The organism is Streptomyces lavendulae subsp. lavendulae, from assembly GCF_002803845.1.
In the GTDB taxonomy this organism is placed as follows: domain Bacteria; phylum Actinomycetota; class Actinomycetes; order Streptomycetales; family Streptomycetaceae; genus Streptomyces; species Streptomyces lavendulae.
In genome coordinates this window covers 2,357,475-2,378,729 of sequence record NZ_CP024985.1, presented here as the reverse complement: position 1 = coordinate 2,378,729, position 21,255 = coordinate 2,357,475, and the positions used below count along the sequence as shown (strand labels likewise).

Annotated in this window: 7 protein-coding genes; 3 read left to right on the top strand and 4 right to left on the bottom strand. The window is 71.6% G+C overall.

Features of this window, described 5'->3' with window-relative positions:
- Positions 1–165: 165 nt before the first annotated feature.
- The 4 genes from SLAV_RS09915 to SLAV_RS09900 form a co-directional block, all read right to left on the bottom strand.
- Positions 166–1,446, bottom strand: coding sequence for an MFS transporter (locus SLAV_RS09915; protein ID WP_051841347.1), 1,281 nt, complete (start codon positions 1,444–1,446; stop codon positions 166–168).
- Entirely contained in the window at positions 1,443–11,501 is a 10,059-nt protein-coding gene (locus tag SLAV_RS09910; protein ID WP_100660851.1) for a non-ribosomal peptide synthetase, read from the bottom strand. Before SLAV_RS09910 ends, SLAV_RS09915 begins: the two co-directional genes overlap by 4 nt.
- Before the next feature lie 142 nt (positions 11,502–11,643).
- Positions 11,644–13,173, bottom strand: a complete 1,530-nt coding sequence (locus SLAV_RS09905; RefSeq protein ID WP_030234828.1) for a helix-turn-helix domain-containing protein — start codon at positions 13,171–13,173, stop codon at positions 11,644–11,646.
- Positions 13,174–13,488: 315 nt separating this feature from the next.
- Positions 13,489–15,408 carry an amidohydrolase gene (locus SLAV_RS09900; RefSeq protein ID WP_234333744.1) on the bottom strand — a complete coding sequence of 640 codons (1,920 nt, stop codon included), beginning with the start codon at positions 15,406–15,408 and terminating at the stop codon, positions 13,489–13,491.
- Between the two features lie 158 nt (positions 15,409–15,566).
- On the opposite strand from SLAV_RS09900, the gene SLAV_RS09895 reads away from it, so the two are divergent.
- The 3 genes from SLAV_RS09895 to ngcE all read left to right on the top strand — a co-directional run bounded on the left by SLAV_RS09895 (position 15,567) and on the right by ngcE (position 21,238).
- On the top strand, positions 15,567–16,634 hold the full coding sequence (locus tag SLAV_RS09895) for a LacI family DNA-binding transcriptional regulator (RefSeq protein ID WP_234333743.1): 1,068 nt from the start codon (positions 15,567–15,569) through the stop codon (positions 16,632–16,634).
- 154 nt (positions 16,635–16,788) lie between these two features.
- Positions 16,789–19,503 carry an aconitate hydratase AcnA gene (acnA, locus tag SLAV_RS09890; protein WP_030234822.1) on the top strand — a complete coding sequence of 905 codons (2,715 nt, stop codon included), beginning with the start codon at positions 16,789–16,791 and terminating at the stop codon, positions 19,501–19,503.
- Positions 19,504–19,810: 307 nt separating this feature from the next.
- Positions 19,811–21,238 carry an N-acetylglucosamine/diacetylchitobiose ABC transporter substrate-binding protein gene (gene ngcE, locus SLAV_RS09885; protein WP_037687863.1) on the top strand — a complete coding sequence of 476 codons (1,428 nt, stop codon included), beginning with the start codon at positions 19,811–19,813 and terminating at the stop codon, positions 21,236–21,238.
- Positions 21,239–21,255: the final 17 nt, after the last annotated feature.

Here is a 21,255-nt window from a genome sequence, read left to right as displayed (position 1 = left end):
CCCGTCGACCCGCTCCGATGGGGGGATTCTGCCCGCCCGCCACCCTTCCGGGCGAGGCCCCTTGAGCCATCCGGCCGAATATCGCCGCCCGTGCGGGCCCGGCGGCGGAGCCCCTGGCCGGGCCCCGCAGGAGCGGCGGCCCGGCCGGGGGCTTCCCCCGCCCGCTCAGGCCCGGCCGGGAGCCCCGTCCCCCGTCGCCCGGAACGTGGCGCTCCGTACGCTCGGCGCGGCCGCCGAGGAGAGGGCGACGGAAGCCATGAGCAGACCGGCGCCCAGCGACACCCGCTGCGAACCCCACGCGTCCAGCACGAAGCCGCCGGCCAGCGCGCCGAGGGCGCTCGCCCCGCTGACCAGCAGGCCCGCGGTGGCCCCGGCCCGGCCCTGCAGCGCATCCGGCGTAATCCGTATCTGGTACACCGAGGCCAGCACGTTGAGCACCCCGCCGACGTAGTTCATCGCGGCGAACAGCGCACCCAGTACGAACGGATCGTCGGCCGCCGCCATCACGGGCATCAGCAGGGCCCACGCGGCAGTGCTCCCGACCAGGACGGTGCGCAGGGTCAGCCGGGGCATCCACCAACGGGCGCTCAGCGCCCCGAGCACGCCCCCCGCGCCGCTGACGGCGAGCACCACGCCCACCGTGCCCGGGGAACGCCCCTGCTCCTGCAGCAGCAGGAACGGAACGGCCAGGATCAGGACCTGGAAGAGCACGTTGGACCCGGCCACGGCGGCCAGCGCGATCCGCAGGAACCGGCTGCCCCAGAGCCACCGGACCCCCTCCGCCAGCTCCGCCGTCACCTTGCGCCCGCCGGACTCCTCCCGGCCCTCCTGGAACCGGGTCCTGATCGCCGACAGGGTGCCCAGCGACAGCGCGTAGCCGACGGCCGAGAACAGGAACGGGCACCACCCCCCGACCGTGAACAGCACAGTGCCGAGGGGGCCGCCGAGCAGCCCCGCCGCCCGCCCCCGCGCCTCGTTCTGCGCGAAGGCGGCTCCCAGGTGCTCGGGTGCCACGAGGTTGCGCACCGCGCCTCGCTCCGCGAGCTGGTGGACCAGGGTGAGGCTGCCCTCGACGAAGGCGACCACCGCCAGGTGCGGCAGCCACACGTGGCCGCCGGCCACCGCCAATACCACGCTCACGAGGGCGAGGATCCGCCCCAGGTCACAGCCGATCATCAGGCGGCGGCGGTCACGGCGGTCGACGAGGACCCCGGCGGGCAGCTGCACCAGAAGGCTGGGCAGGAGCGCGGCGGAGGCCACCAGGCCGGCCGCCGCGGCCGACCCGGTCGTCTGGAGCAGCAGCAGCCCGTAGCTGACCGCGCTCGTCCGGGAACCGAGCAGCGACAGGCCTGCTCCGGTCCACAGCAGCCGGAAGTCGCGGTTCTCGCGCAGCGGGCGGACCTTGCCGGCCGGAGCGCCGGCGAGGCCCGTGCCGGACGCGCTCACGCTTCGGCCCCTTCCGCCTGCCCGAGCACCCCGGCCACCACACGGGCGATCTCCGCGACCGGCGCCGCGTCCATCATCCCCGCGTGGCTGGCCCGGACCGGATGGTTGCGGATGGTCCCGCTGACGTACGGCTCCCACGCCGTCACATCGGGGGTGCCCTCGGGCCGCTCCAGCAGCGCGGTGAAGTACAGGAGGTCGCCGTCGAACCGCCGGGTGCGGTACTTCCGCAGGATCAGACTGCTGTGGACCGACGCGTCCCGCATCGCGGTGGTCTCGGCGACGGTCAGTTCCTGCAGGACGCTCACCTCCCGGTTCATGACCCCGGCCAGTTCGGAGTCCTCCGCCAGCCCCTGTTGCATGGCCTCGACCCCTTCGCCGAACTGGGCCATCAAAGCGTCCATGCGCTCCCGTTCGGCATCCGGATCAAGCTGCTCCAGCAGATCGCTCGGGCAGGAGTCGAGCAGGGCGAGCAGCGAGACCTCCTCCCCGAGCTCCTGCAGCCGCACCGCCATCGCGTGCGCCACGTTCCCGCCGAACGACCAGCCCAGCAGCCGGTACGGACCGTTGGGCCGGACCGTGCGGATCTGCTCGACGTAGTCGTCGACGAGCTGCTCGATGTCCGTCGGCAGGCGGTCGGGCTCGGTGATGCCCCGTGCCTGGAGCGCATAGACGGGCTGGTCCGGTGCCAGGTACGGGACGAAGCGCGTGTAGCACCAGCCCAGGCCGCCCACGGGGTGTACGCAGAACAGCGGGTCGGCACTGCCGGAGGCGCGGACCGGGAGCAGCACGTCCAGTGCGCTGCTCCGGGTGCTCCCGCCGTCCATCCAGCCGGCCAGCCCGGCCACGCTCGGTGCCTCGAACACCGCCCGCAGGGGCAGTTCCACACCCGTGGCCCCGCGTACGCGGTGTATCAGGCGGGCCGCGAGGAGGGAGTGGCCGCCGAGGTCGAAGAAGCCTTCGTCGACTCCGAAGCCGGTCCGGCCCAGTACCTCGGCGAAGACGCCGTGCAGGACGGCCTCGCGTTCGGTGGCGGGTTCGCGTCCCGCGCGGGCCGTCTCCCGGGGTGCGGGGAGTGACGTGCGGTCGAGTTTTCCGTTGGGGGTGAGGGGGAGGGCGTCGAGGGTGACGATGGCGGTGGGGAGCATGTGTGCGGGGAGGGTGTGGCGTAGGCCGGTGGTGTCGACCGGTGTGGTGCCGTCGGGGACGACGTAGGCGACGAGGCGGGGGTTTCCGGGGGTGTCTTCGCGTGCGATGACTGCTGCTCGGGCGATGCCGGGGCAGGTGGTGAGGACGGCCTGGATCTCTCCGAGTTCGATGCGGATGCCGCGGATCTTGACCTGGTGGTCGGTGCGGCCGAGGTATTCGAGGACTCCGTCGGGGCGGAGCCGGGCGATGTCTCCGGTGCGGTACATGCGCTCACCCGGAGCCCCGAACGGATCGGGGAGGAACCGGCTCGCCGTCAGCTCCGGCCGGTTGGCGTAGCCGCGGGCGAGGTCACCGCCCGCCAGGTGGAGTTCTCCCGGAACGCCGGGCGGTACGGGCCGCAGCCCGTCGTCGAGGACGTAGCACCGGGCGTTCGGGATCGGGCGTCCGATCGGGACCAGGGCCTCAGGAGCCGTCGAGGGGTCGACGGGCTGGTACGTCACCGTCATGGTGGATTCCGTCGGCCCGTACTGGTTGACCAACCGCCAGTCCGCGCCGACCGAGGCCGCCAGGGCCACATGGCCGCCGGTCAGCGCCTCACCGCTGACGAGACCGAGCCGCAGCCCGGCCAGCGGACCGGTACCGCTGTCCCGCGCCGCCTCCGCGAGCGCGCCGAGCACGGTCGGGACGAGGGACAGCAGCACGCTGACCTCGTGCCGGTCCAGGGCCGCCAGCAGGGCGTACGGATCCTTGGCGGCCTCGGGCGGCACCAGCACGAGCCGGGCGCCCGCGGTGAGCGTGCCGAAGACGTCGCGCACGGAGGGGTCGAACGAGAGCGAGGCCAGGTTCAGCACCGTGTCCTGCGCCGTCAGCCCGGTCAGGCCGTGCAGGTAGGAGAGGTAGCCGACCACCCCCCGGTGCGGGATCGCCACGCCCTTGGGCCGTCCGGTGGAGCCGGAGGTGTAGATCACGTAGGCGAGGTTGTCCTGGTGCAGCCGGCCGACGCGGTCGACGTCGTGGTCGGGCCGCTGGGTCAGGTCGAGGCGGGCCAGGGCGTCGGCGTCGAGCACGAGGCCGGCGCCGGCGTCTTCGAGCATGTGGCGGACCCGGTCCCGGGGGTGGTCGGGGTCGACGGGCAGGTAGGCGCCGCCGGCCTTCAGCACGGCGAGCACGGCCACGACCATGTCGAGGGAGCGGGGCAGGCAGACGGCGACGACGGTGTCGGGGCCGATGCCCTGGTCGACGAGGTGGTGGGCGAGACGGTTGGCGCGGGCGTTGAGCTCGGCGTAGGTGAGCGTGTCCTCACCGAACTGCAGTGCCGGGGCGTCGGGCGTCCGGGCGACCGCGGCCTCGAAGAGATCGGGCAGGGTGTCCGGCGGAGTCTCCCGGGAGGGCCCCGACGCGTGGTCGAGGAGGTGTGCGTGTTCTTCCGGGGTGAGGAGTTCGATGGTGTCGATGGGGGTGTCGGGGTGGGCGGCGACGGTTTCGAGGAGCCGGACGAGGCGGGTGCCGAGGGCGTGGGCGGTGTCCGGGTCGAAGAGGTCGGTGGCGTATTCGGTGGTGCCCCGCAGACCTTCGGCCGCGGAGTCGACGACGGTGAACGACAGGTCGAACTTGGCCGCACCGCCCGTCAGCGGCAGGGGGGCCACCCGCGTCCCGGGCAGCTCCAGGACCGCCTCGGCGTTGTTCTGGAGATTGAGCATGATCTGGAAGAGGGGGTGGCGGGCGAGTGAGCGGGTGGGGTTGAGGTCTTCGACGAGGCGTTCGAAGGGGAGGTCCTGGTGGGCGTAGGCGCGGAGGTCGGTTTCCCGGACGCGGGTGAGGAGTTCGCGGAAGGTGGGGTTGTGTGAGGTGTCGGTGCGCAGAACGAGGGTGTTGACGAAGAAGCCGATGAGGTGGTCGAGGGCGGTGTCGGTGCGGCCTGCGACGGGGGCGCCGATGGGGATGTCGGTGCCGGCTCCGAGGCGGGTGAGGAGGGTGGCGAGGCCGGCTTGGAGGACCATGAAGAGGCTGGTCCCGGTGTCTTTTGCGAGGGTGTGGAGGGTTTGGGTGGTGGTGGGGGGTATGTGCCAGTGGGCGAGTGCGCCTTGGTGGGTGGAGGTGGTGGGTCGGGGGCGGTCGGTGGGGAGGGTGAGTTCGTCGGGGAGTCCGGTGAGTTCGTGGCGCCAGTGGTCGAGTTGGGTGGGTGCGATGCCGTTGTCGCCGTCGAGGAGTTCGTGTTGCCAGAGGGTGTAGTCGGCGTACTGGACGGGGAGGGGTTCCCAGTCGGGTGCGTGTCCGTGCAGCCGTGCGGCGTAGGCCTGTGACAGGTCCTGCCCGAGGGGTGCCAGGGACCACCCGTCGGCGGCGATGTGGTGGATGACCAGGAGCAGCACGTGCTCCTCGGGGTTCACGGTGAACAGCACTGCCCGGACCGGGAGATCGGCTTCCAGATCGAAGGGGCGGCCACGGTACTCGGCCAGCATGCGGTCCAGCTCGTCCGGGGCGACCCCGACCTGTTCGAGCGGCAGCCGGCGCGCGGCACCGGCATCGCGGACCAGCTGGAAGGGACCTTCGTCGTCCAGGCCGAAGACCGTGCGCAGGCTCTCGTGGCGGACGGCGAGATCACGGAGGGCGGCCCGGAGCGCATCGGCGTCGACCGGCCCGGAGAGCGCGACCGCCACCGGAACGGTGTAGGCGGAGTTGGGTCCCTCGATCTCGTTCAGGAGCCAGAGGCGCTTCTGGGCGTGGGACAGGGGCAGGGTGCGGGGCCTGGTGCGGCGGGTGAGCGGGGTCCTGGTCCGCCGGTCGGTGGTGTCCAGGTGCCGGGCCAGTCCGGCGACGGTCGGTGCTTCGAAGACGGTGCGCAGGGGGATCTCGACGCCGAGGGCGGAGCGGATGTGGCTGACGAGCCGGGTCGCGAGGAGGGAGTGGCCTCCCAGGTCGAAGAAGCTGTCGTCGATCCCGACCTCCGCGGTGCCGAGCGTGCTGACGAACAGGGAGTGCAGGGCCTCCTCACCCGCGGTACGGGGGGCCCGGCGCGCTCGTGCAGCGGTCTGCGGTGCGGGGAGTGACGTGCGGTCGAGTTTTCCGTTGGGGGTGAGGGGGAGGGCGTCGAGGGTGACGATGGCGGTGGGGAGCATGTGTGCGGGGAGGGTGTGGCGTAGGCCGGTGGTGTCGACCGGTGTGGTGCCGTCGGGGACGACGTAGGCGACGAGGCGGGGGTTTCCGGGGGTGTCTTCGCGTGCGATGACTGCTGCTCGGGCGATGCCGGGGCAGGTGGTGAGGACGGCCTGGATCTCTCCGAGTTCGATGCGGATGCCGCGGATCTTGACCTGGTGGTCGGTGCGGCCGAGGTATTCGAGGACTCCGTCGGGGCGGAGCCGGGCGATGTCTCCGGTGCGGTACATGCGCTCACCCGGAGCCCCGAACGGTGCCGGTACGAAGCGTTCGGCGGTGAGGGCGGAACGGTTGAGGTAACCACGGGCGAGGCCCGCCCCCGACAGGTACAGCTCCCCGGGCACGCCCGTCGGCACCGGCCGCAGGCCCTCGTCGAGGACGAGGGCTCCGGTGTTCCAGATCGGACGGCCGATCGGGACGGAGGTGGCACCGGGCTCGGCCCGGCACTCCCAGGACGTGACGTCGACGGAGACCTCGGTGGGGCCGTACAGGTTGTGCAGGGGCACGCCGTCCAGGACGTTCAGGAACTCGTCCTGGAGGTCCCGCGGGAGCGCTTCACCGCTGCACATCACGTGCCGCAGGCTGCTGCACCGCGATGCCTCCGGCTCGTGCAGGAACACCTGGAGCATCGAGGGCACGAAGTGCGCGGTTGTCACGCCCTCCGAGCGGATGAGGCGCGCCAGATAGAGCGGGTCCTTGTGCCCGTCCGGCCGTGCGACGACCAGGGTGGCACCCTCCAGGAGGGGCCAGAAGAACTCCCACACCGAGACGTCGAAGGTGAACGGGGTCTTCTGGAGGACCCGGTCCTCGGGGGTGAGGCCGTACTCCCCCTGCATCCAGGCGAGCCGGTTGACGATGCCGCCGTGCGGGATCGCCACGCCCTTGGGCCGCCCGGTGGAGCCGGAGGTGTAGATCACGTAGGCGAGGTGGTCCGGTGTGAGCCGGTTCCCGAGGTCGACGTCGTGGTCGGGCCGCTGGGTCAGGTCGAGGCGGGCCAGGGCGTCGGCGTCGAGCACGAGGCCGGCGCCGGCGTCTTCGAGCATGTGGCGGACCCGGTCCCGGGGGTGGTCGGGGTCGACGGGCAGGTAGGCGCCGCCGGCCTTCAGTACGGCCAGGAGTGCCACGACCATGTCGAGGGAGCGGTGGAGGGAGACGGCGACGACGGTGTCGGGGCCGATGCCCTGGTCGACGAGGTGGTGGGCGAGACGGTTGGCGCGGGTGTTCAGCTCGGCGTAGGTGAGCGAGTCCTCGCCGCAGACCACTGCCGTGTGCTCGGGCCGGCGGGCCGCGGAGGCGGCGAACAGTCCGGGCAGGGTGTCCGGCCGCACCTCCACGGACCGCCCCGACGAACTGTCCCGTACGTGTGCGTGTTCTTCCGGGGTGAGGAGTTCGATGGTGTCGATGGGGGTGTCGGGGTGGGCGGCGACGGTTTCGAGGAGCCGGACGAGGCGGGTGCCGAGGGCGTGGGCGGTGTCCGGGTCGAAGAGGTCGGTGGCGTATTCGGTGGTGCCCCGCAGGCCTTCGGCCGCGGAGTCGACGACGGTGAACGACAGGTCGAACTTGGCCGCGATCGCGTTGATCGGCCGCGCCGTCGTGCTCAGCCCCGGCAGATCGATGGCTCCGACCGCATCGCCGTGGAGGTTGAGCATGATCTGGAAGAGGGGGTGGCGGGCGAGTGAGCGGGTGGGGTTGAGGTCTTCGACGAGGCGTTCGAAGGGGAGGTCCTGGTGGGCGTAGGCGCGGAGGTCGGTTTCCCGGACGCGGGTGAGGAGTTCGCGGAAGGTGGGGTTGTGTGAGGTGTCGGTGCGCAGAACGAGGGTGTTGACGAAGAAGCCGATGAGGTGGTCGAGGGCGGTGTCGGTGCGGCCTGCGACGGGGGCGCCGATGGGGATGTCGGTGCCGGCTCCGAGGCGGGTGAGGAGGGTGGCGAGGCCGGCTTGGAGGACCATGAAGAGGCTGGTCCCGGTGTCTTTTGCGAGGGTGTGGAGGGTTTGGGTGGTGGTGGGGGGTATGTGCCAGTGGGCGAGTGCGCCTTGGTGGGTGGAGGTGGTGGGTCGGGGGCGGTCGGTGGGGAGGGTGAGTTCGTCGGGGAGTCCGGTGAGTTCGTGGCGCCAGTGGTCGAGTTGGGTGGGTGCGATGCCGTTGTCGCCGTCGAGGAGTTCGTGTTGCCAGAGGGTGTAGTCGGCGTACTGGACGGGGAGGGGTTCCCAGTCGGGTGCGTGTCCGTGCAGCCGTGCGGCATAGGCCTGTGACAGGTCCCGCCCGAGGGGGGTCATCGACCACCCGTCGGCGGCGATGTGGTGGATGACCAGGAGCAGCACGTGCTCCTCGGGGCCCTCTTCGAACAGCACGGCACGCAGGGGAAGTCCGTCCGACAGGTCGAACGGCCTGCGGGCGGCCGTTTCCACGGTTTCGCCCCCGGCCGCCCGTTCCAGTACGGGACGTGCCCGAGCGATGTCGAGCACCACCTGGAACGGGTCCCCGCCCGCCGACCGGCAGACCGTGCGCAGGGCCTCGTGGCGCGCCACCACGTCCGAGAGCGCCGCTTCCAGGGCGGCCGTGTCCAGCGGGCCGGTGAGGTGGGCCGCCTGGGCCAGGTTGTAGGTGGCGCTCGGCCCCTCGACCTGGTTCAGGAGCCAGAGGCGGTTCTGGGCGTGGGACAGGGGCAGGGTGCGGGGCCTGGTGCGGCGGGTGAGCGGGGTCCTGGTCCGCCGGTCGGTGGTGTCCAGGTGCCGGGCCAGTCCGGCGACGGTCGGTGCTTCGAAGACGGTGCGCAGGGGGATCTCGACGCCGAGGGCGGAGCGGATGTGGCTGACGAGCCGGGTCGCGAGGAGGGAGTGGCCTCCCAGGTCGAAGAAGCTGTCGTCGATCCCGACCTCCGGGGTGCCGAGGACCTCGGTGAACAGCGTGCGCAGGACCTCCTCGTGGGCCGTACGGGGGGCCCGGCGCGGGCGGGCGGCTTGCCGGGGCGCGGGAAGCGCCGTGCGGTCCAGCTTGCCGCTGGGATTGAGCGGGAGCGCGTCGAGCGTCACGAACGCGGACGGCAGCATGTGGCCGGGCAGCCGCCTTCCCAGGCCCGCGGTGTCGACCGGCGTGGCACCGTCGGGTACGACGTACGCGACGAGGCGGTGGTCGCCGGGGCGGTCCTCACGGAGCACCACCGCCGCCGCGGCGACGCCGGGGCACTCCGTGACGGCGGCCTGGACCTCGCCGAGCTCGATGCGGAAGCCGCGGAGCTTGATCTGGTCGTCGGTGCGGCCGAGGTATTCGAGCATGCCGTCGGCGCGCCAGCGAGCCGTGTCCCCCGTGCGGTACATGCGCTCACCGGGAGCCCCGTACGGTGCCGGTACGAAGCGTTCGGCGGTGAGGGCGGGACGGTTGAGGTATCCACGGGCGAGGCCCACCCCCGACAGGTACAGCTCTCCCGGAACACCGGCCGGCACGGGCCGCAGGCTGCCGTCCAGGACGTAGGCCCGCGTGTTCCAGACCGGTGTGCCGATCGGGACGGGGCCGGTCCCGTCGGCGGGTACCTCGGCCACCACGGCGTCGACCGTCGACTCCGTCGGTCCGTAGGCGTTGAACATCCGCCGCCCCGCGGCCCAGCGCGCCGCGAGCTCCCGGGGGAGGACGTCGCCGCCGGTGATGAGGACCTCCAGCGCGGGGTACTCGCCGGCGGGAAGGGTGGCGAGGACCGCCGGCGGCACCATCGCGTGGGTGACCTCCCGCGTGACGAGGAAGTCCGCGAGCTCCCGGCCGACCAGGGGACCCGGGGGCGGCAGGACCAGCGTCGCACCGGAGAAGAGCGCGTTGATCAGGTCGACCACTGCGGCGTCGAAGCTGAGCGAGGCGAACTGCAGGACCCGGGAGTCCGGGGTCATGCCGTAACGGGCGAGGTGGTCGGCGGCCAGGCTGGGGATGCCGGCATGGGTGACGGCCACCGCTTTGGGGCGTCCCGTGGAGCCGGAGGTGTAGATGAGGTAGGCGAGGTGACCGGGCAGCAGGGCACCCCTCAGGTCGGGGTTGTGATCGGGATACCGCAGGAGGCCGGGAGCCGCGCCCTCGGACGACATGAATGCGCCGTTGATCACCAGCTTGGGAGCGGCGTCGTCGAGCATGTGGCGGACCCGGTCGTCGGGGTAGCCGGGGTCGACGGGCAGGTAGGCGCCGCCGGCCTTCAGTACGGCCAGGAGTGCCACGACCATGTCGAGGGAGCGGGGGAGGGAGACGGCGACGACGGTGTCGGGGCCGATGCCCTGGTCGACGAGGTGGTGGGCGAGACGGTTGGCGCGGGTGTTCAGCTCGGCGTAGGTGAGCGAGTCCTCACCGCAGACCACTGCCGTGTGCTCGGGCCGGCGGGCCGCGGAGGCGGCGAACAGTTCGGGCAGGGTGTCCGGCCGCACCTCCACGGACCGCCCCGGCCAGGCCGACACGAGCCGGTCGTGCTCCTCGCCGGAGAGGATGGTGACCGCGTCCACGCTCCGGTCGCGGTCCCGGGCGAACTCCTCGACGAAGCGGAGGAACCGGTCGAGGTGGGACGAGAGCTCTGCGGGGTCGTAGCAGGCCGGGTTGCCGTCGAAGGAGATCAGCAGCCCGTCGCCGCCGGGCTCCGGGTGCACCACGACCTGCAGGTCCTCGACCGGGCCGGTGTTGAGGTAGCGCACGACCCCGATGTGCCCGTCGAAGCTCGGACCCTGGTCGAAGGCCAGGATGTTGACCAGCGGGCCGAAGCCGCCGGCTCCTTCCGTGACCGTACCGAGCTCCCGCCGCAGGTCCTCGTTGCGGAAACGCTGGTGGCGAAGGGTCCGGCGCATCTCGGCGGACGTCTGCCGCACGAGGTCGCCCACGGGCTCGGAGCCCGTGACGGTGAGGTGGAGCGGCAGGACGTTGGCCATCATGGACGGCGTCCGGCGCTCGGCCGGCGTGGAGCGGCCGGTCACGGGGAGGCTGAGGGACACCTCCCGGGTACCCGTGAGCCGGTACAGGAACGCGGCGACGGCGGCGGTGACGGCCGCGGTCCAGCCGGTGCGCTCCGCCCGGGCGAACGACCGGATGCCGTCCAGCACGCCGGCGGGCAGCCGGGCCGAGCAGCGCAGCGGCTTGGCCGATGCCGGACGCGTGCGGTCGGAGAGGCTGACCGGCGCCCCGCGCCGCTGCGTGCGGCCGAGCCAGTGCTCGCGGTCCGCCGCGAAGGAGTCCGAGGCACGGTACTCGGCCTCGGCGGCGAGCAGTTCGTCCAGGGTCCCGGCGGGGGAGGGGGGCACGGGTTCCGCGCGGACCAGCGCGGTGTAGATCTCCGCCGTCCGGTTGAGGGTCAGGGTGCCGCTGTAGCCGTCGAGCAGCGCGTGGTGGGCGCGCTGGAAGAACCAGTGGCGGTCCTCGGCCAGCTTGAGCAGCGCGATGTTGAACAGGGCGCCGCCGATCAGCTCGACCGGTGCGTCCAGGTCCGACTCCATCCAGCCGATGGCGGCGGCGTCCGGGTCCTTCTCCTGGCTGACGTCGACCGTCACGGGCGTCCAGTCGCCCGGCGGCAGTAAGGTCTGCCGCGGTCCGTGCTCCGCATCGTGGAAGGCGAGGCGGTAGGCCTCGGTCTCGTCCACCATCCGGCGCACGGCGGCCACGAAGGCGGGCGTGTCCACGGTGCCCCGGATCTCGGTGTACTGACTGACGTTGTACGCCTGGCCGGGAACCCCGAGCCGCTGCCCGAACCACACGCCGGTCTGACCGCCGGTCAGGCCGATTTCCCTGTTCGCCACGTTTCCCTCTTCGCACTGGGGCCGTCGCGCGTGCCGGACGGCACACGGATCCCGATCGTGCGGAGGGGGGCTTATGAGAGGGCTATACCGGACCGTCCCCCGGCCCTGCGCCGGTGCGCGGGGCCGGGGGTGCCGGACCGGTCTAGATGTCCCTGAAGATCTCGATCTGGGCGCCCACGGAGTTGAGGCGCTCGGCGAGTTCCTCGTAGCCGCGGTTGATGACGTAGACGTTGCGCAGGACCGAGGTGCCCTCGGCCGCCATCATGGCGAGGAGGACGACCACCGCCGGGCGGAGGGCCGGGGGGCACATCATCTCGGCCGCGCGCCAGCGGGTGGGGCCCTCGACCAGGACCCGGTGCGGGTCCAGGAGCTGGAGGCGGCCGCCGAGGCGGTTGAGGTCGGTCAGGTAGATGGCCCGGTTGTCGTACACCCAGTCGTGGATCAGGGTCTGACCCTGGGCGACCGCGGCGATGGCGGCGAAGAACGGGACGTTGTCGATGTTCAGCCCGGGGAAGGGCATCGGGTGGATCTTGTCGATCGGTGCTTCGAGCTTGGAGGGGCGGACCGTGAGGTCGACCAGGCGGGTGCGGCCGTTGTCGGCCACGTACTCCGCCGAGCGGTCGTGGTCGAGGCCCATCTCCTCCAGGACCGCGAGCTCGATCTCCATGAACTCGATCGGGACCCGGCGGATCGTCAGTTCCGACTCGGTGACCACGGCGGCGGCGAGCAGGCTCATCGCCTCGACCGGGTCCTCGGAGGGGGAGTAGTCCACGTCGACGTCGATGACGGGGACGCCGTGGACGGTGAGCGTGGTGGTGCCGATGCCCTCGACCTTGACGCCCAGCGCCTCCAGGAAGAAGCAGAGGTCCTGGACCATGTAGTTGGAGGAGGCGTTGCGGATGACCGAGACGCCGTCGTGGCGGGCCGCGGCCAGCAGGGCGTTCTCGGTGACCGTGTCCCCGCGCTCGGTCAGCACGATCGGGCGGTCGGGGGAGACCCCGGCCTCGACCTGCGCGTGGTAGATGCCCTCGGTCGCGGTGATGTCCAGGCCGAAGCGGCGCAGGGCGATCATGTGCGGCTCGATGGTGCGGGTGCCGAGGTCGCAGCCGCCCGCGTACGGCAGGCGGAAGTGGTCCATCCGGTGGAGCAGCGGGCCCAGGAACATGATGATGCTGCGGGTCCGGCGGGCCGCGTCCGCGTCCATGGCGTCCATGTCGAGACGGGCCGGCGGGACGATCTCCAGGTCCACGCCCTCGTTGATCCAGCGGGTGCGGACACCGATGGAGTTCAGGACTTCGAGGAGCCGGTAGACCTCCTCGATGCGCGCCACCCGGCGCAGCACCGTACGGCCCTTGTTGAGGAGCGAGGCGCACAGCAGGGCGACGCACGCGTTCTTGCTCGTCTTGACGTCGATGGCACCGGACAGGCGGCGGCCGCCCACGACGCGCAGGTGCATCGGCCCGGCGTAGCCCAGGGAGACGATTTCGCTGTCGAGGGCTTCCCCGATGCGGGCGATCATCTCAAGGCTGATGTTCTGGTTGCCGCGTTCGATGCGGTTCACGGCGCTCTGGCTGGTGCCGAGTGCGTCGGCGAGCTGACTCTGTGTCCAGCCGCGGTGCTGCCGGGCGTCACGGATGAGCTTGCCGATGCGTACGAGGTAGTCGTCTGCCATGGGTGCACCGTATCTCAGATATGAGATGGAGATCGCGCCGGGTGTGGCGAACGGGTGTTATCGGTCGTCAGCTCCCATGGTGGGGCCGGAGCGTGCGTGGTGCGCGACGGGCGGACCGAGCGGCCGGGTGGGCTCATTCCGCTCGGGTGCGGACAAAGGGGACGGACGTCCTTCCCGGGCCTCGGCGGGCAGTTGTTCCGGGCGGGGGAGGGTGTAGGGCAATGTGTGAGCATCTGCCCGTTCGGCGGGGCGCCGGCGGCGGTTACGGCCCGGGGCCGGGACGGGGCGCCCCGGCCCCGCCCGCCCCCTCCTCGGTCAGTGCCCGCAGGAGTGGTGGCGGCCCTTGCCGCCCCCGTGGACCGTCGCGTACGCGTCCGGCCGCGAGGCCGCCGCCGCGGCGCGGGCCGCGCGGGCCGAAGCCGCCCGCCCCGACGCCGAGTCGGCGTCGTGCACCACCCGGCCGCCGACCAGGGTCATCCGTACGCCCGTCCCGCTGATGTCGGCCACCGGACAGCGCGTCACGTCCCGGTCCAGCACCACCAGGTCCGCCGCCTTGCCCGCCTCGACCGTGCCGGTCAGCTCCTCCTGGCGCAGTTGCCACGCCGTTCCCGACGTGTGCATGCGCAGCGCCGAGTCCCGGCTCAGACCCTCGGCCTCCCGGTACAGATCGCCCGCCCCGGAGGCGCCCTGCCGGTCGATCGCCGTCCGCAGCTGGTTCCACACCTGGAGGGCGTCCACCGGCCAGTCGGAGCCGCCGGTCAGCCGCGCGCCCGCCTTCTCCAGGCTGTGTGCCGGGTACATCCACCGGTGCCGCCGGGGACCGATGTAGGGGAGCAGCGCCTCCTGCGTCCAGACGTCGCTCGTCGCCCACTGGAGCTGCATGCACGCCGCGACGCCCAGCTGCGCGAAGCGCCGCAGGTCGGCCGGGTCCACGAGCTGCAGGTGGGCCACCGCGTTGCGGGCGTCCCGGTGCCCCGTCACCCGGCGGGCGTACGCGTACCCGTCCAGGGCGGCGCGCACCGCCCGGTCCCCGAGTCCGTGGGCGTGCATCTGCCAGCCCGCCCGGTTGAAGGCGGCGCTGAGCCGGCCGTAGTCGGCCGCCGAGGTGTAGAGCTCGCCCCGGTTCGCGGTCGGCTTCCCGTGCCCGTCGAGGTACGGCTCCAGCAGGGCGGCCGTCTGCGCCGGGTACTCGATGACCCCGTCCAGGAAGACCTTGATCATCCCGAACCGGAGCCCCGGCACCCCCTCGAACTCCCGCCGCAGGCCGCGCGCGTACGCCAGCGAGCCCGCCGGGTCCTTCGCCTGCTCCGCCGAGAGCCGGATCGCGGGCACGATCCGCTGCGGCAGCCGGCCCGCCGCCGCGAGCGCCCGGTAGAGCTCCAGCTCGTGCCGTCCCACCAGGGCGTCCATCATCGTCGTGACCCCGGCGGCGGCCGCCAGCTCCAGCACCTTGGCGCACGCCGCGAGCCGTTCGGCCGGAGTGTGCTCCGGTACGTGCCGCTTCACCAGCTCCTGCGCGTCGTCCTTGAGCACGCCGGCGGGCTTCCCGGAGGCGTCCCTGACCACCTTGCCGCCGACCGGGTCGGGCGTGGCCGCCGTGATCCCGGCGATGTCCAGGGCCCGCTGGTTGGCCCACAGGTTGTGCCCGTCGCCGCCGACGAGGGCGATCGGGCGGCGGGTCGGGAGCGCGTCCAGCACCGAGTGGTGCGGTTCGGTGCCGGTGGGCAGCAGCCCCACCGGGTTCCAGTCCTCCACCACGAGCCAGCCGTCGGGCTCGGCCGCGGGGCCGCCGGTGTCCGCGAGGAAGCCGGTCAGGATCTCCAGCAGCTCCTCGCGGGTGGTCTCGGCGCCGTCCAGCGAGGGGGACAGCGAGCGTTCCCCGGCGGCGAGCGGGTGGACGTGGCCGTCGTGGACGCCGCTCATCACGGTGTTGCCGCCGGCGTCGACCACCTCGGTGTCCCGGCCCACGTACCGGCGCAGCGCCGCGTCCGTCCCGGTGGCCAGGATCCTTCCGTCCCGTCCGACCGCGACGGCCCGTACGGGCTCCCGGTGGCCGGTCCCGGTGAACACCGAGGCGTTGCGGACCACCAGGGCGGCCGAGCCGCGTCCGCCGGAGGGAGCGGAGGGAGCGGAGGGAGCGGAGGACGCGGCGGCCGCCGCCGCGGCGGGGCCCGCGCCCAGCAGGCCCGCCGCACCCGCTGCCCCGGCGGCGGCGAGGAGCCCCCGACGGGACAAGGGGGACAAGGGGGACAAGGGGGACCGGGCGGGCCGGGCGGGCCGGGGCGTGGGAGAAGACTGCATGCGCACTCCAAACATTGGCGTGGGCAGGACGCTGATTGATTAACGCCTTAACCAGAACCCGTCCCGGGCGACGAAATCCGTACGATGGCCCCGTGCCCATCCCCGTCCCGGGCCCCGCGTCCTCCCCGATGCCCGCACCCGCGCCCGTTCCCGGCCCGACCCTCGCCGACATCGCCCGCGCCGCCGAGGTCTCCACCGCGACCGTCTCGCACGCGCTCAACGGCACCGGCCGCCTCGGCGAGTCCACCCGCCGCCGGGTGCGCGAGGTGGCCGGGGCGCTCGGGTACGGGGCCCGGCGCGGCCCGCACAGCCGCAGCATCGGCATCGCGGTGACCACGTACGCGGGGTTCGCCTGGGACTTCGCGCGGATCGCCTACTTCTCCCGGCTGCTCATCGCCGCCACCTCGGCCGCGCACGCCCACGGGTACGCCCTGACCACGCTCCCCGCCGACCGGGGCGCCGAGCCGCTGTGGCACACCCTGGCGGTCGACGGGATCCTGCTGCTCGACAGCCCGGCCGGCGATCCGGTGCTGCGGGCCCTGCGGGCGCGCGGCCTGCCGGTGGTCTTCGACGGGCCCCCCGTCGATCCCCGCCCGGGGGACGTGTGGGTGGACAACGACCACACCGCCACCACCCGCGAGGTGCTCGACCACCTCGCGGCCTCCGGCGCCCGGCGGATCGCGCTGCACGCGGGCTACGGCCGCGAGTTCTACACCGGGGCCGTCACGTCGGCCTATGAACAGTGGTGCGCCGAGCGGGGGCGGAGCCCGCTCGTCGTCGCCTTCGACCCCAACGACGCGGCCGGGCACGCCTTCGACGCCGCGTTCGCGGGGCCGGAACGGCCCGACGCCGTCTACTGCGTGTACGACCCGGGAGGCAGGCAGGTGCTGGCCGCCGCCGCGCGCCACGGCATCCGGATTCCCGGTGGAGGCCCGGCGGAGGACGGGCTGCTGCTGGTGTGCGCCAGCGAGGATCCGGGGTACGCCGAGAACGAACCCTCCGTGACCACCGTCACCTTCGATCCGGAGCGGATCGCCGAATCGGCGGTTTCGTCCCTGGTCAAGTTGATCGAATCCGGGCATGCGGAATCGCCTGGCCGGCTGACGGTCCCGGCGGGGCTGAGGGTGCGTGCCTCGTCCCTGGCCCCTCTCATGTACTAGAGTTATCTCGACATCGAGATATCTGCCCAAGACGTACCGCAGCCGTCCCGCTGGTAAGGGTTACCTAACTTAGCCTTACCTTAGCGGATTGGCCAGAGTGCCTCGCGGCAGGATTGCGGTAATACGCGCGAATTCATGCATGAAGGAGACTGTCGTGTCGGCGAACAGCTTCGACGCCCGCAGCACGCTGCAGGTGGGCGACGAGTCGTACGAGATCTTCCGGCTGGACAAGGTCGAAGGCGCTGCCCGCCTTCCCTACAGCCTGAAGGTGCTGCTGGAGAACCTGCTCCGCACCGAGGACGGCGCGAACATCACCGCCGACCACATCCGGTCGCTCGGGAACTGGGACTCGCAGGCCCAGCCCAGCGAGGAGATCCAGTTCACGCCGGCCCGCGTGATCATGCAGGACTTCACCGGCGTCCCCTGCGTCGTGGACCTCGCCACCATGCGTGAGGCCGTGAAGGAGCTCGGCGGCGACCCGGCGAAGATCAACCCGCTCTCGCCCGCCGAGATGGTCATCGACCACTCGGTCATCGCCGACAAGTTCGGCACGAAGGACGCCTTCGCGCAGAACGTCGAGCTGGAGTACGGCCGCAACAAGGAGCGCTACCAGTTCCTGCGCTGGGGCCAGACCGCCTTCGACGACTTCAAGGTCGTCCCCCCGGGCACCGGCATCGTCCACCAGGTCAACATCGAGCACCTGGCCCGCACGGTCATGGTCCGGGGTGGCCAGGCGTACCCCGACACCCTCGTCGGCACCGACTCGCACACCACCATGGTCAACGGCCTGGGCGTGCTGGGCTGGGGCGTCGGCGGCATCGAGGCCGAGGCCGCGATGCTCGGCCAGCCGGTCTCCATGCTGATCCCGCGCGTCGTGGGCTTCAAGCTGACCGGCGAGCTGCCGACCGGCACCACCGCCACCGACCTCGTGCTGACCATCACCGAGATGCTCCGCAAGCACGGCGTCGTCGGCAAGTTCGTCGAGTTCTACGGTGAGGGCGTCGCCGCCACCTCGCTGGCGAACCGCGCCACCATCGGCAACATGTCGCCGGAGTTCGGCTCCACCGCCGCGATCTTCCCGATCGACGGCGAGACCCTGAAGTACCTGCGCCTGACCGGCCGCGACGCCCAGCAGGTCGCGCTCGTCGAGGCGTACGCCAAGGAGCAGGGCCTGTGGCTGGACCCGGCCGCCGAGCCGGACTTCTCCGAGAAGCTGGAGCTCGACCTCTCCACGGTCGTCCCCTCCATCGCCGGCCCGAAGCGCCCGCAGGACCGCATCGTCCTCGCCAACGCCGCCGAGCAGTTCGCCGTCGACGTGCGCAACTACGTCTCCGACGACGAGGAGGCCGGCAAGGAGTCCTTCCCGGCGTCCGACGCCCCGGCCGCCCTCAACGGCGTGCCGACCCGCCCGACCCAGGTCACCCTGGCCGACGGCACCTCCTTCGAGATCGACCACGGCGCCGTCACCGTCGCCGCGATCACCTCCTGCACCAACACCTCGAACCCCTACGTCATGGTCGCCGCGGCGCTCGTGGCCAAGAAGGCGGTCGAGAAGGGCCTGACCCGCAAGCCGTGGGTCAAGACCACCCTGGCCCCGGGCTCGAAGGTCGTCACCGACTACTTCGACAAGGCCGGCCTGACCCCGTACCTCGACAAGATGGGCTTCAACCTCGTCGGGTACGGCTGCACCACCTGCATCGGCAACTCCGGTCCGCTGGACGAGGAGATCTCGAAGGCGATCAACGAGCACGACCTCGCGGTCACCTCGGTCCTCTCGGGCAACCGCAACTTCGAGGGCCGCATCAACCCCGACGTCAAGATGAACTACCTGGCCTCCCCGCCGCTGGTCGTCGCGTACGCCATCGCGGGCTCCATGAAGGTGGACATCACCAAGGACGCCATCGGCACCGACACCGAGGGCAAGCCGGTCTTCCTCCAGGACATCTGGCCGTCCGAGGCCGAGGTCAACGACGTCGTGGCGAACGCCATCGGCGAGGACATGTTCAGCAAGTCCTACCAGGACGTCTTCGCGGGCGACGCCCAGTGGCAGGCGCTGTCGATCCCGACCGGCAACACCTTCGAGTGGGACCCGCAGTCCACCTACGTCCGCAAGCCCCCCTACTTCGAGGGCATGACGATGGAGACCACCCCGGTCTCCGACATCGCCGGTGCGCGCGTGCTGGCGAAGCTGGGCGACTCGGTCACCACCGACCACATCTCCCCGGCCGGTGCGATCAAGGCCGACACCCCGGCCGGCAAGTACCTCACGGAGCACGGCGTCGAGCGCCGCGACTTCAACTCGTACGGTTCCCGCCGCGGCAACCACGAGGTCATGATCCGCGGTACCTTCGCCAACATCCGCCTGCGCAACCAGATCGCGCCGGGCACCGAGGGCGGCTTCACCCGCGACTTCACCGTCGAGGGCGCGCCGGTCTCCTTCATCTACGACGCCTCCCAGAACTACCAGGCCGCCGGCATCCCGCTGGTCATCCTGGCGGGCAAGGAGTACGGCTCGGGCTCGTCCCGCGACTGGGCCGCCAAGGGTACCGCGCTGCTCGGCGTCAAGGCCGTCATCGCCGAGTCCTACGAGCGCATCCACCGCTCCAACCTGATCGGCATGGGCGTCCTGCCCCTGCAGTTCCCCGAGGGCGCCACCGCGGCCTCCCTGGGCCTCACCGGCGAGGAGACCTTCTCCTTCACCGGTGTGGAGGAGCTGAACGACGGCACCACCCCGCGCACGGTCAAGGTCACCACCGACACCGGTGTGGAGTTCGACGCGGTCGTCCGCATCGACACGCCGGGTGAGGCCGACTACTACCGCAACGGCGGCATCATGCAGTACGTCCTGCGGAACCTCATCCGCGGCTGAACCCGCGGCCGCTGATTCCGGCGGCACCGAAGGGCCGTATCCCCGACGAGGGGGTACGGCCCTTTCGCTTATTTGGCCGGAAGCCAGGTTTCGGGGAGGTCTCAACTCGGAAAAGCTGACGGACAACCGTGTGCATGATCTTGCTCACACGAACGGAAGTGGACTATACCTGTGCGCGTCCGGCCCACCGCGCCACGAGCGGCTCCGGACCGGGGGACGGGCGGGGACCTGCGGCGCGTCCGCATGCACGGCAACGGCCGTGTTTCCCGGCCTCCTTCACACTTCTGACGAAGGCGAGGACATGAGCATGGGATCCACTGGTGAGGGCCTCGGCCGCCGCGATCTGATCAAGCGCTCGGCCGCACTCGGACTGATCACGGTACCGACGATGAGCTTCCTGTCCGCCTGCGCCTCCGGCGGTGAGGACGGCTCCACCAAGGGCCCGGACAAGGCGGCGGTGACCAAGGAGAACCCCTTCGGCGTCGCCAAGGGCGGCAAGCTCGACGTCGTCGTCTTCAAGGGGGGCTTCGGCGACGACTACGCGAAGGCCTGGGAGGCCGCCTTCGACAAGAAGTGGGGCACCACCAGCAGCCACCTGGGCACCCAGGAGATCACCGGAAAGCTGCAGACCCGCTTCAACGGCGGCACCCCGCCGGACGTGGTCGACGACTCCGGCGCCCAGAAGATCAAGCTGGACGTCCTCGCCAAGGCCGGTCAGCTCGCCGACCTCGCCCCGGTGCTCGACGCCCCCTCGCTCGACGACCCGTCCAAGAAGGTCCGGGACACGCTGATCGCGGGCACCGTCGAGCAGGGCATGCAGGGCGGCAAGTTCGTCGCCCTCAACTACGTCTACACGGTGTTCGGCCTCTGGTACTCCGGCAAGCTCTTCAAGGAGAAGGGCTGGACGGCGCCCAAGACCTGGGACGAGTTCCTCGACGTCTGCAAGAAGGCCAAGGACGCCGGCCTCGGCGGCCTCGCCCACCAGGGCAAGTACCCGTACTACATCAACGTCGTCATCATGGACCTGATCGCCAAGAAGGGCGGTCTGGAGGCGATGAAGGCCATCGACAACCTGGAGCCGAACGCCTTCGAGGGCAACGCCGCCGCCCTTGCCGCGGTCGAGGCCGTGTACGAGGTGGTCGAGAAGGACCTGCTGATGCCGGGCACCAACGGCCTCACCCACACGGAGTCGCAGACCGCCTGGAACCAGTACAAGGCGGCCTTCATCCCCTCGGGCTCCTGGCTGGAGAACGAGCAGCTCAAGCAGACCCCCGACGACTTCGACATGCAGTTCCTGCCGGTCCCGCTGCTCGCCGACAGCAAGCTGCCCTTCGAGGCCATCCGGGCGGGTGCGGGCGAGCCCTTCATCGTCCCGGAGAAGGCGGCCAACAAGGCCGGCGGCCTGGAGTTCGTCCGGTCGATGCTCTCCCGCGAATGGTCCACGCTCTTCGCCCAGCAGGCCAACTCGCTCACCGTGGTCAAGGACGGCGTGGACCCCAAGGTCAAGCTGCGGCCGGGCACCCAGTCGGCCGTGACGGCGCTCAAGGCGGCCGGGGACAACACCTTCAATTACCTGTACCCCGACTGGTACAGCGCGATGGACACCGAGATCCAGGACGCGTCCAATGAGCTGATGGCCAAGCGGATCCAGCCAAAGGAGTGGATCAAGCGGGCCCAGGCTGCGGTAGACAAGGCCGCCAAGGACCCGAACGCCAAGAACAACCACCGCAGCTGACACCGCGTCCCAGGGAC